11 protein-coding genes are annotated in these 11,966 nt (G+C 72.1%); 8 read left to right on the top strand and 3 right to left on the bottom strand.

The annotated features are described in order from the left end of the window. Positions 1–102: 102 nt before the first annotated feature. The 3 genes from OG422_RS04760 (at position 103) to OG422_RS04750 (ending at position 4,614) form a co-directional block, all read left to right on the top strand. Positions 103–654, top strand: coding sequence for a TetR/AcrR family transcriptional regulator (locus OG422_RS04760; RefSeq protein ID WP_405740019.1), 552 nt, complete (start codon positions 103–105; stop codon positions 652–654). Further along, positions 651–2,237 (top strand): MFS transporter, encoded by a 1,587-nt coding sequence (locus OG422_RS04755; protein ID WP_405740016.1) that lies wholly within the window; start codon positions 651–653, stop codon positions 2,235–2,237. The genes OG422_RS04760 and OG422_RS04755 overlap by 4 nt, the downstream gene beginning before the upstream one ends. 406 nt (positions 2,238–2,643) lie before the next feature. After that, positions 2,644–4,614, top strand: coding sequence for a bifunctional metallophosphatase/5'-nucleotidase (locus OG422_RS04750; RefSeq protein WP_405740014.1), 1,971 nt, complete (start codon positions 2,644–2,646; stop codon positions 4,612–4,614). A 62-nt stretch (positions 4,615–4,676) separates the two neighbouring features. Here the strand turns inward: OG422_RS04750 and OG422_RS04745 are convergent, their stop codons facing one another. Continuing rightward, entirely contained in the window at positions 4,677–5,345 is a 669-nt protein-coding gene (locus OG422_RS04745) for a lysophospholipid acyltransferase family protein (RefSeq protein WP_405740011.1), read from the bottom strand. 265 nt (positions 5,346–5,610) lie between these two features. On the opposite strand from OG422_RS04745, the gene OG422_RS04740 reads away from it, so the two are divergent. Beyond that, positions 5,611–6,780 (top strand): glycerophosphodiester phosphodiesterase, encoded by a 1,170-nt coding sequence (locus OG422_RS04740; protein ID WP_405740008.1) that lies wholly within the window; start codon positions 5,611–5,613, stop codon positions 6,778–6,780. Between the two features lie 362 nt (positions 6,781–7,142). Beyond that, the gene (locus OG422_RS04735; protein WP_143942868.1) at positions 7,143–7,646 is read left to right on the top strand and encodes a GNAT family N-acetyltransferase; all 504 of its coding nucleotides are present in this window, start codon (positions 7,143–7,145) and stop codon (positions 7,644–7,646) included. Positions 7,647–7,704: 58 nt separating this feature from the next. On the opposite strand, the gene OG422_RS04730 is transcribed toward OG422_RS04735, so the two are convergent. Further along, positions 7,705–8,148, bottom strand: coding sequence for a hypothetical protein (locus OG422_RS04730; protein WP_143942869.1), 444 nt, complete (start codon positions 8,146–8,148; stop codon positions 7,705–7,707). Further along, the gene (locus OG422_RS04725; protein WP_143942870.1) at positions 8,141–8,509 is read right to left on the bottom strand and encodes a hypothetical protein; all 369 of its coding nucleotides are present in this window, start codon (positions 8,507–8,509) and stop codon (positions 8,141–8,143) included. The genes OG422_RS04730 and OG422_RS04725 overlap by 8 nt, the downstream gene beginning before the upstream one ends. Positions 8,510–9,207: 698 nt before the next feature. Here OG422_RS04725 and OG422_RS04720 point away from each other — a divergent pair. The 3 genes from OG422_RS04720 (at position 9,208) to OG422_RS04710 (ending at position 11,960) form a co-directional block, all read left to right on the top strand. After that, on the top strand, positions 9,208–10,284 hold the full coding sequence (locus tag OG422_RS04720; RefSeq protein ID WP_143942871.1) for a methionine ABC transporter ATP-binding protein: 1,077 nt from the start codon (positions 9,208–9,210) through the stop codon (positions 10,282–10,284). After that, positions 10,281–11,030 (top strand): methionine ABC transporter permease, encoded by a 750-nt coding sequence (locus tag OG422_RS04715; protein ID WP_143942872.1) that lies wholly within the window; start codon positions 10,281–10,283, stop codon positions 11,028–11,030. The genes OG422_RS04720 and OG422_RS04715 overlap by 4 nt, the downstream gene beginning before the upstream one ends. 75 nt (positions 11,031–11,105) lie before the next feature. After that, complete coding sequence (locus OG422_RS04710) at positions 11,106–11,960, top strand: MetQ/NlpA family ABC transporter substrate-binding protein (RefSeq protein WP_405747647.1); 855 nt, start codon at positions 11,106–11,108, stop codon at positions 11,958–11,960. Positions 11,961–11,966: the final 6 nt, after the last annotated feature.

Below are 11,966 nucleotides of genomic sequence, written 5' to 3'. Positions count from 1 at the left end.
GGGCCGCCGTCGGCGTATGCGTGGCTCCGTGCGGCCCTACGGGCGTGAGAGCCTAAACGCTTGAGTGAGACACCATCGTCTCATTCGGTTAGAGTGCGTCTCATGGCTGTGGATCGCTCCCATGTACTCACCGCCGCCGCGGCGCTGCTCACCCGGCGGCCCACGTCCTCCATGGACGAGATCGCCCGCGCCGCCGGAATCGGCCGCGCCACCCTGCACCGGCACTTCGCCGGGCGCGACGCCCTCATCCGCGCGCTGGAGCAGCTGGGCATCGAACAGCTCACCCGCGCCATGGACGCCGCCCGGCTCGGCGAAGGCGACGCTCCGGCCGCGCTCCGGCGGCTCATCGCCGAGACCGAACCGGTCGCCGGCGTCCTCGCCTTCCTCTTCACCGAGAACCAGCTCTTCGAGGGCGCGGAGATCAACGAGGGCTGGAACCGCCTCGACGCCCGTATCCACGCGCTGTTCCGCCGCGGCCAGGAGGAGGGCGACTTCCGCATCGACCTCGGCGCGGCGTGGCTGACCGAGGCGCTCTACGGCCTGATCGGCGCCGGAGCCTGGGCAGTCCACGACGGCCGGGTGGCCCGCAACGACGTCACCCACTCGATCGCCGAGCTGCTGCTCGGCGGCGCACGACGGAGCATGGAGAAATGACCGAGAGCGCACCGGCGGGCCCCGGCTCCGCACACGAGGACCACCCCCGCCCGGGACGCTGGCTGGCGCTCGCCGTCCTCGTGCTCGCGGTGCTGCTGGTCGGCGTCGACGCCACGGTGCTCGGCCTGGCCACCCCGTACCTCAGTGAGGACCTCCAGCCGTCCGGCACCCAACTGCTGTGGATCGGCGACATCTACTCGTTCGTCATCGCGGGTCTGCTGGTCTCGATGGGCAGCCTCGGCGACCGCATCGGCCGGAAGCGGCTGCTGCTCCTCGGCTCCGTCGCGTTCGGCGCGATGTCGGCGCTGTGCGCGTACGCGACCAGCCCGGAGATGATGATCGCGGCGCGGGCGCTGCTCGGGGTGGCCGGGGCGACGCTGATGCCGGCCACCCTCGCCCTGATCCGCAACCTCTTCCACGACCCCAGGGAGCGCAGCCTCGCGGTCGGCATCTGGGGCGCGATGGCCTCGGCGGGCACCGCCGTCGGCCCGGTCCTCGGCGGCTTCCTGCTGGGCCACTTCTGGTGGGGTTCGGTCTTCCTGATCAATCTGCCGGTGATGGCGCTCCTCGTCGTCGTCGGCGCCCGGGTGATCCCCGAGTCGCGCAACCCCGAGCCGGGCCCGTGGGACCTGCCCAGCGTCGCGCTCTCCCTCGTCGGCATCGTCGCCGTGGTCTACGCGATCAAGGAGGCGGCGGCGCACGGCTTCCGCTGGGACATCGCGGTGGCCGCGGTCGTCGGCGTCGCCGCGCTGGTGGTGTTCGTCCGCCGCCAGTACGTCCTCGACTCGCCGCTGCTGAACATGAAGCTCTTCCACCACCGGGGCTTCTCCGGCGCGGTCCTCGCCGATCTGCTGACCATCCTCGGCCTGTCCGGACTGGTCTTCTTCCTGTCGCAGTTCCTCCAGATGGTGCAGCTCCGGCCGCCGCTCAACGCCGGACTCGTCGAACTGCCCGCGGCGGTCGGCGCGGTGGGCGCGGGCCTCGCCGCGGGGTACGTCGCCCGGCGGCTCTCCGTCCGCGTCGTGGTGGCCGGTGGCCTCGCCGTCGTCGGCCTCGCGCTGGCCGGATGCGTCACCCTGCACGCCGACACCAGCACCCTCGCCCTGACCGCGATCCTCTTCGTCGTCGGCGTCGGCGCCGGGTTCGCCTTCACCGTCACCGCCGACGTCATCCTCTCCAGCGTCCCCAAGGAGGAGGCGGGCGCCGCCTCCGCGGTCTCCGAGACGGCCTACGAACTGGGCGCGGCGCTCGGCATCGCGCTGCTCGGCTCCATCGTCACCGGCATCTACCGCGGCTTCCCCCACCCGGCGGGCGTGGCGGGCGACGCGTCCGCCGCGGCCCATGAATCCCTGGGCGGTGCGGTGGAGGCGGCCCGGATGCTGCCGCCGGAGCAGTCGGCCGCGCTGCTGCACTCCGCGCAGGACGCTTTCGTCGACGGCCTGGACATCGCGGCGGGCGTCGGCGCCGGGGTGCTGCTCACCGCCTCGGTCGTCGCATGGTTCCTGCTGCGCGGTCAGAAGCTCGGCGAGAGCCCGGAGGAGCGCCCCGCCGACGAGCAGCCGGACACGGGGACGGCGGCTTAGGCCGGGGCCGGGGCCGGCCGGGAACCGGACCGGCTCCCTCCCGGACCGGCTCCCTCCCGGACCTCGCACCCGCCCCTCCCGGCCCGGCGCCAACCCTGGCGCCGGGCCCGTCCTCGTGCGCACGGCACGCCCCACCCTCCGCGCACCGTCCCGCCCCGTACTTGTCCGTCCGGCCGGTTTGGGTGCGGATGGGGGACGTGGGGTGCGGCGGGGCGTGTCGGCGTCGGGGCGTGGCCGGGCGGCAACCATGATCACCACCGGTGCGCCGGGCGTACCGGTGGCCGACGGGCCGATGTCCGCCGCCCGTTCACGTCCGCGTCGCGTCGCGGAGATCGGCCGGCCCGCCCCGCCCGCTTTACTCTCCGACCGTTCCCTTCCGGCCGGGACCTCTCAGGAGAGTGACGCAGTGCGCGAGATCGGACGACGTTCCTTCCTCACCGCCGCCGGAGCGCTGGCCACCACCGGCGCCCTCGGCACCCCCACCTACGCCACCGGCCACGCCCGCGACGCGGCCACCGCCACCGAGTACGTCGACGTCCAGCTCCTCAACATCACCGACCTGCACGGCTACCTTCAGGGCGCGCCCGGCGGAAACTCCGTCATCACCGGCGCGGGCGGCCGCAGGTACACCGTCGGCGGCGTCGCCTCCATGGCCGCGCATCTGAACGCGCTGCGCGCCGGGCACACCAACTCGGTCTTCTTCGCGCCCGGAGACCTCTTCTCCGGCTGGGAGTTCGACGCCGCCTCCCTCGCCGACGAGCCCACCATCGAGGCGCTCAACGCCATGGGCCTGGACTTCGCGTCCGCGGGGAACCACGAGTTCGACAAGTCGGTGCGGTACCTCACCGCACACATGGCGGGCGGCAAGCCCTACCCCGTCGTCGACCGCGACGACGCCTTCAAGGACTCCACCGGCACCCGCTTCAAGGGCGCCGACTTCCCCTACTACAGCGCCAACGTCACCGACGCCGCCACCGGGAAGACCGTGCTGCCGCCGTACAACATCGTGCGGGTCGACGCGGGCGGCGGCCGCACCCTGCCGGTCGGCTTCATCCACCTCACCGCCATCGGCACCGAGGCGTTCCCCGGCTCCTACCAGCCCGGACTGTGCACCCTCGACGAGCTGGAGACCGCCAACCGCTGCGCCGCCGAGCTCAAGGCCCAAGGCGTCCGCGCCATCGTCCTGAGCATGCACGACGGCGCCGTCGCCGGATCCGACTTCAACAGCGGCACCAACCCCTCGGGCCCCGCCTACGAACTCGCCCTGCGCGCCTCGTCCGACATCGACGCCATCGTCACCGGCCACTGGCACTGCGCCTTCTCCATGATGCTGCCGGACCCGTCGGGCACCCCCCGCCCGTTCGTCGAGGCGGGCTGCTACGGCCAGCTGATCAACGAGATCACGCTCCGCCTCGACCGCACCACCGGCGAGGTCGTCCGCGAGCTGACCACCACGACCAACCACCCCAACACCCGCGACATCGCCCCCGATCCCGTCCTCCGCGAGATCGCCGACTACTGGGCCGGATACGGCACCCGCCGCGCCGCCACCCCGATCGCCACCCAGACCGCCTCCTTCACCCGCACCCGCAAGGCCACCGGCGAGAGCACCATGGGCAAACTCGTGGCCGACTGGGCGCTGTGGGCCGGACGGCAGCCCCTCGACCCGATGGCCGACCCGGGCGGACCGGCCAACGCCCCCGCCGACCTCGCCCTGATCGCCGTAGCACCCCGCCAGGGCCAGGCCGTCATCGCCGCCGACCTGGTGCACGACGCCCAGAGCGGCGGCACCGTCACCTTCGGCGCCGCTTGGAACGCCGTCGGCTTCGGCGACCCGGTCATGACCGTCACCGTCACCGGGCGCCAACTCCACGACGCCCTGGAGGAGCAGTGGGCCCCGGCCGCGGGCGGCGGCCTCGGCTTCTCCCCGCTCGCCGTCTCCGGCAACGTCCGCTACACCTTCGACGCCACCGGCCCGGTCGGCAAACGCATCGACCCCGCCGAGGTGTTCATCGACGGCGAGCCCCTCGACGAGAAGCGCACCTACCGCCTCGCCGCGCCCTCGTACACCCTCATCAACCAGGACGGCTTCAGCGCCTTCCTCGGCTTCACCGAACCCGTGCGCCACACCCGCGACTTCGAGAGCTTCGTCGCCTTCGTCCGGCAGGCGAAGAGGCTCACCCCGGCGGCCACCGACCGGGTCCGGGTGAAGAACGCCACCGGACCCGGCGCCCGCACCGGCACCGTCACCGAACGCCCCCGCCTGCTCCAGTACGACGGCACCGCCGTGCCCCGCCCCGAAGCGGCCCTGCGCACCGCCCGCACCAGCGGCACCGAGGGCGGGCGCGCCGCCGGCGGCTTCCGCGTCCCCTGCTGAGAGCGCGCACACGACGACGGGCCGCACCCCCGAAGGGATGCGGCCCGTCGCGCGGCGTACGGTCAGGCGGCGCGCGCCTTGGTGGCGTACATGTCCACGTACTCCTGGCCGGACAGCTCCATCACGTCGCTCATCACCTCGTCGGTGACGGCCCGCAGGACGTAGCGGTCGCGGTCCATGCCGTCGTAGCGGGAGAAGCCCAGCGGCTCACCGAAACGGACCGTCACCTTGGCGATGCGCGGCATGCCCTTGCCGTCGGGCTGCACCTTGTCCGTGCCGATCATCGCGAACGGGACGACGGGCGCGCCGGTCATCAGCGTCAGCCGGGCGATGCCGGTGCGACCGCGGTAGAGACGGCCGTCGGGGGAGCGGGTGCCCTCCGGGTAGATGCCGAACGCGTGGCCCTGCTCCAGGATCCGGCGGCCGGTCATCAGCGCCGCGACACCGCCGCGCCCGCCGTCGCGGTCCACCGGGATCATCCCGGAGCTGCGGAAGAACCACGCCATCAACCGGCCCTTGAGGCCCTTGCCGGTGACGTAGGAGTCCTTGCCGATGAAGTACACCGGCCGCTTGACGACCAGGCTCAGGAACAGCGAGTCGATGAACGTGACGTGATTGCCGGCCAGGATGACCGGACCGGTCTGCGGGATGCGCTCGACGCCCTCGACCGTGGGGCGGTACAGGACACGCATGACGAATCCGAGAATCGCCTTCAGCAGAATGCGGGACAACGGGCCCTCCGGGCGTGACGGGTCGGCGGTGGCGGGTGGATGACGGAACGCGAGGCTCAGGACGATACTCGCGGGTCACCCGTGGTCGCACACCGGGTTCATCCGGTCGCTACGCGCAGTTGGCCCCCACCTGCGCCCTGTTCTCCCGGAATCCGCCGCCCGTCTCCCCGAACGCCCCGGGTCGAGCATACGATCGACCGGCCGCCCGGCCCGTAGCCACGGTCCGGCGCGGCCGATCACACGAACCGGAGAGCAAGGAGCGGGGATGCACCAGGGGCAGCAGCCGGGACGGCGCAGGATACTGGGGGCCGCGGCCCTCGGCGCGGGCGCGGTGGTGCTCGGCGCCGCCGGACAGGCCGGAGCGGCGGACCGCACCGGCACGGCGGCGGGCGGCCGTCCGGGCCACGGCGGCGTCGGCGGGGAGCTGCCCGTCCCGCTGATCGTCGGCCACCGCGGCGCCAGCGGCTACCGCCCGGAGCACACCCTCGGCTCCTACCAACTCGCCCTGGACATGGGCGCCGACGTCATCGAGCAGGACCTCGTCCCCACCAAGGACGGCCACCTCGTCTGCCGTCACGAGAACGACATCACGGCCACCACCGATGTCTCCGCGCACCCCGAGTTCGCTGACCGCAAGACCACCAAGACCGTCGACGGCGTGCAGCTCACCGGCTGGTTCACCGAGGACTTCACGCTCGCCGAGCTGAAGACCCTCCGCGCCAAGGAGCGCATCCCCCAGACCCGTCAGCACAACACGCTCTACGACGGCGTGTGGGAGGTGCCCACCTTCGACGAGGTGCTGCGCTGGGCCGACCGTGAGGGCCGCCGCCGTGGCCGCCGCGTCTGGCTCCACATCGAGACCAAGCACCCCACCTACTTCCGCAAGCTGGGCCTGGGCCTGGAGGAGCGGCTGGCGAAGGCGCTGCGCGCGTACGGGCGGCACCGCCGCACCTCCGCGACCTTCCTCCAGTCGTTCGAGCCGAGCAGCATCCAGCGCCTGGGCAAGCTCGTGGACTGCCCCAAGATCGTTCTGCTCGACGCCCCCGACACCCGGCCGTGGGACTTCGTCGAGTCCGGTGACCCGCGGACCGTGGCCGACCTCATCGAGCCCGCGGGGCTGCGCTGGATCGCGGGCTTCGCCCAGGGCATCGGCCCGGCGCTGGACCAGATCATCCCCCGGGACGCGTCCGGGAAGTCCGGTGCGCCGACCTCGCTGGTCAAGGACGCGCACGCCGCCGGTCTGGTGCTGCACCCCTACACCGGCCGCAACGAGAACACCTTCCTGCCCACCGACTACCGCCGCGGCACCGACCCCAACGCCTACGGCGACGCCCGCGGCTACTTCCGGGCGTGCCTGGCGACCGGCCTCGACGGGATGTTCTCCGACAACCCGGACACCGCGCTGCTGGTGGCCGAGGAGTTCCGCACGGCCTGATCCGGTCGGCGCGTCCGCGGACCGACGCCGCCCCGCCCCGTCGCCCCGGGGTGGGGCGGCGTCGGGAATGTCACAGCGGGGCGCCGGTCCGTTCCGGTTGCGGTGCCGGGCCCGCAGAATGCCAGGGCCTGTCGTCACCCTCCCGTTGTCGCCCGGACGCCGTGAGGCGGACGGGAGTGTGACGACAGGCCCTCGCGGCGCGATTGCCGCCGGTGCTTTCCGGGGAGCCCTGGAGAGCCCGGCGACGGCCACGCCGGGAGCGGCGGTGCCTGCCGGGCGCCGCCGGTCAGGGCCATCGTTCCGGGAGCCGCCACCCTCAAGGCGCCCGGACACCGCGAACCGACAAGGGGAGGCAGACGCGCATGGGCACGAGCGTGACCATCTCTGCGGCGACCGACCAGGACGCCGAGCAGATCCTCAAACTCCAGTACCTCTGCTACCAGCCCGAAGCGGCGCTGTACGACGACTACGGCATCGAACCGCTCACCCAGAGCCTGGCCGGGCTGCGGGAGGAACTCGCCACCGGCTGTGTGGTGGTCGCCCGCCTCGGGGACGAGGTGGTCGGCTCGGCCCGAGGCACCGTCGACACCGACGGCACCGCCCGCATCGGCAAGCTCATCGTCCACCCCCGGCTGCAACGGCACGGTCTCGGCGGCCGGCTGCTGGCCGCCGTCGAGGCGCGCCTGAGCGCCGAACGCGCCGCCACCCGCTACCGCCTCCTCGCCGGTCACCGCGGCGACGGCGGTCTCCGCCTCTACCGCAACCACGGCTACGCCCCCGTCCCCACCGAGGAGACCGGCCGCCGCCTGGGCCGCATCACGCTGGAGAAGCCCGCGGCGGCACAGGCGTACGCCACCGGAGCCTGAGCCTTCGCGCCGCGGGGCCGCCCTCAAGGCCCCGCGGCACGGCCGCGCCCCGGAGGCGTCACGCCGTACGCGACCGCCGCAGCCAGAGCAGACCGGTGACCGGCAGGAAGACCGGGATGAAGAGATAGCCCATGCCGTAGTCCGACCAGACCGTGGCGTCGGGGAAGGCGGACGGGTCCAGCAGCGTCCAGCTGCCGACGCCGAGGACGCCCAGCAGCTCCAGCGCACAGCAGACCAGCGCCGCCCGGCGGGCCCCCTCACCGCCGCGCACCAGCGAGAAGGTGATGAAGCCGTAGACCACCGCGGAGACCGCGGAGAGCGTGTAGGCCAGCGGCGCCACATGGAACTGCGCGATCAGCTGGTACAGCGAGCGGGACGCGGCGGCGACGGTGAAGATGCCGTAGAGGGTGACGAGCAGCCGCCCGGGGCCGGTGCCCAGCGACCGGCGGCCGTCCGCGGCGACGGCGGTGTCCTGCGCGCCGGTCTTGGTGATGTCATCCATTGCCGCCTCCCCAGATGTCGAACAGCCGGACCTCCAGCACCGCCAGCACCACGGCGCCCGCCGCGACGGTGGCCGAGCCCCAGCGGGTGCGCTCCGACAGCGACATGAAGCCGGTGCCCGGTACGCACGCCGCCGCGCCGATCAGATAGGCGAGGAAGAGCGCGGTGCCCTTGGCGGGAGAGTGTCCGCCCGCCAACTGCACGATGCCGACGACGAGTTGGACGATCCCGAGGAGGGAGACGACGGCCATGCCGATGAAGTGCCAGTCCTTCGTGGGCTCGTCGCGGTACGCGGCGAAACCGCACCAGGCGGCCAGGGCGAGAGCGGTCGCACCGACCGCGATCGTCAGGGCGTCGATCACCGGGACCTCCGCGCGGCACGGCGGCGCACCGTGGGGTTGTGGGGCATGAGGCGATGCTAATCGGCCCGTACCGGACGCTCGCGCGCGGGCCCGGCGCGGCGGGGGAGCGGCGCGGCGGGGCCGGCGGCTTCCCCTTCCGGGCCGCGCCGCCCGCACCTTCCGGGCCGCCCCCGGGCCCCGGCCCGTCCCGCCCGCCGTGGCGTTGGCCACACGGCCCGTGCCCGCGCGGGGCGCACGGGGTGCCCGCCCGGGTCCGTACGCGGGCGTTCGCGCAGGCCGCGCGGCCCGGGGATGGCGGATGCGGCGGGCGGGCGGGTCGCGGAGCCGTCCACGTTCCGACATTCGCCGTCCGCTATTCGGACGCGCTGGCTCGACTTGCACGCTTGTCTGGTTTACTTGCCGCCATGACCACGACGAGCAGCCGCACCCCTGCGACCGAGGCGATGACGACGCCCGGTGCTCGTTGCATGTGTCGAATGTGTGACCGCTGAGGGCCCCCGCCTGAGCCTCGCGCCCCGAAGCGAGACCTGCTGCCATGAGCCGAAAGTGTCCGTCCCCACGGAACCGGCCACCCCGCGTCACCGGAACCCGAAGCCCGCTCTTCGGCGTCTTTCAGGTCCCCGGTTTCCCATGCCGCGAAAGAATGCCCCGTGTCCGGCGGGCGAGCCGCCGGGCACTCGACAGTGACGGAATTCCCTGTGATCACCACAACGGGCCTGACCAAGGTCTACCGCTCAGGAGACCGCGAAGTCACCGCGCTGGACGGCGTCGACCTGCACGTCCGCGAGGGTGAGGTCTACGGCGTCCTCGGCCAGAGCGGCGCCGGCAAGTCCACCCTGATCCGCTGCCTCAACCTCCTGGAGCGCCCCACCTCCGGCACGGTCACCGTCGCCGGGACCGATCTGACCGCGCTGGCCGGACGCAAGGAGCGGGCCAACGCCGCGCTGCGCGCCGCCCGCAGCCACATCGGGATGGTCTTCCAGCACTTCAACCTGCTGTCCTCGCGCACCGTCCAGGACAACGTCGAACTGCCGCTGGAAATCCTCAAGGTCGATCGCCGCGAACGCGCCCGCAAGGCGCTCGAACTCCTCGACCTGGTGGGCCTCGCCGACAAGGCCAAGGCGTACCCGGCCCAGCTCTCCGGCGGCCAGAAGCAGCGCGTCGGCATCGCCCGCGCCCTCGCCGGTGACCCCAAGGTGCTCCTCTCCGACGAGGCCACCAGCGCCCTCGACCCGGAGACCACCCGCTCCATCCTCCAGCTGCTGCGCGACCTCAACCAGCAGCTCGGCCTGACCATCGTCCTCATCACCCACGAGATGGACGTCGTCAAGACGATCTGCGACTCCGCCGCGCTGATGAAGGGCGGCCGCGTCATCGAGTCCGGCACCGTCTCCGAACGCCTCGCCACCCCCGGCTCCGAACTCGCCCGCGAACTCTTCCCCGTGGGCGGCGAGCCCTCCGGGGACGGCCGCACCGTCGTCGACATCACCTTCCACGGCGCCGCCGCCACCCGCCCGGTCATCTCCGAGCTGTCACGCACCTACAACGTCGACATCTCGATCCTCGGCGCCGCGATGGACACCGTCGGCGGCAAGCAGATCGGCCGGATGCGGATCGAACTGCCAGGCCCCTTCGAGGAGAACGTCGTGCCCATCGGCTTCCTCCGCGAACAAGGACTCCAAGTCGATGTCGCAGAGGCCGCAGACGTCGCGGATGCCGCACCCGCCGGAGCCACCGCGCCCGCCACCACGCTCCGGAAGGACGCTGCCAAGTGAGCTGGAACGACATGCAGCCGCTGCTGTACAACGCGTGCCTCGACACCTTCTTCATGGTGTGGTGGGCGACCGTCTGGGCGGTCATCGGCGGACTGCCGCTCGGCGTGCTGCTGGTCCTCACCGAGCGCGGCGGCCAGCTCCGCAACGCCGCCGTCAACAAGATCATCAGCGTCGTGGTGAACATCGGGCGGTCGCTGCCCTTCATCATCCTGATGATCGCCCTGATCCCGTTCACCCGCTTCGTGATCGGCACCTCCATCGGCCCCAGCGCCGCGGTCGTCCCGCTGGCCATCGGCGCCATCCCGTTCTTCGCCCGCCTGGTGGAGACCGCGGTACGCGAGGTGGACGGCGGCCTGATCGAGGCCGCCCAGTCGATGGGCGGCGGCACCTGGACCATCGTCTTCAAGGTCCTGCTGCCGCAGGCGATGCCCTCGCTCGTGGCCGGTCTGACCAACACCGTCATCACCGTCATCAGCTACTCCGCGATGGCCGGCGCCCTCGGCGCGGGCGGTCTGGGCAGCGCGGCCATCACCTACGGCCAGCAGCGCTTCGACACCCGCTTCATGATCGTCACGGTGGTCCTGATCATCGTGATCGTCACCGCCGTCCAGCTCATCGGCGACCTCGCGGTACGCGCCCTCTCCCGCCGCTCCTCGCGCGCCGACGCCCCCCGCGGTCTGCTGCGCCTGCCCCGTCCGCGCAAGGCGAGCGAGCAGATCCAGCGGGACAACGCACACCTTCTGTGAACCCCAGGTCCGGACCCTTTGCCGGACGGTCGACGTCCCGCGCGCCCCGCGGGACCCATGAGAAAGGCACTCTTCGTGCGTAACGTCATCAAGATCACCGGGGCGGTCGCGGCCGCCGCCGCCCTCACCCTCGGTCTCGGCGCCTGCAGCGCCCCCTCGGACCCGGAGACCACCAAGAAGAACGACGCGAACGCGCCGCTCACCGTCGGTGCCACCTCCGTCCCCCAGGCCCAGATCCTCGACTTCGTCAAGAAGAACCTGGCGTCGAAGGAAGGGCTGAAGCTCAACGTCCGTACCTTCGAGGACTACACGCTCGTCGACCCCGCCACCGAGAACGGGGAGCTGGACGCCAACTACTTCCAGCACAAGGAATACCTCGACGAGTACAACAAGAAGGAGAACGGCCACCTCGTCCCGGTGGTCAACGTCCACCTGGAGCCGATGGGCCTCTACTCCAAGAAGCACACCAAGCTCTCCGAGCTGGGCTCCGGCAGCGTCATCGGCGTCCCCAACGACCCCAGCAACCAGGGCCGCGCCCTCAAGCTGCTCGCGTCCAAGGGCCTGATCACCCTCAAGGACGCCAAGGTCGACAACCCCGGCCTCAACGACATCAAGGACACCAAGGGCCTGAAGTTCCAGGAGGCCAAGGCCGAGACGCTGCCCTCCTCCCTCCCGGACTACGACGCCGCGGCGATCAACGGCAACTACGCCATCCCCGCCAAGCTCAAGCCGTCCAAGGACGCCCTCGCCATCGAGCCGGTCCAGGGCAACCCGTACGCCAACTTCCTCGCCGTCAAGAAGGGCAACGAGGACGACCCGCGCGTCAAGAAGCTCGCCAAGCTCCTCAACACCGACGCGGTGAAGAAGTACATCGAGAAGACCTACACCGACGGCTCCGCGCTGCCCTCCTTCGGCAAGCCCAAGAGCTGACCGCAC

It is taken from the genome of Streptomyces sp. NBC_01525 (assembly GCF_045040405.1).
In the GTDB taxonomy this organism is placed as follows: Bacteria; Actinomycetota; Actinomycetes; order Streptomycetales; family Streptomycetaceae; genus Streptomyces; species Streptomyces benahoarensis.
Note: the sequence above shows the minus strand (reverse complement) of the source record. Positions and strands in the feature narration are given on the sequence as shown.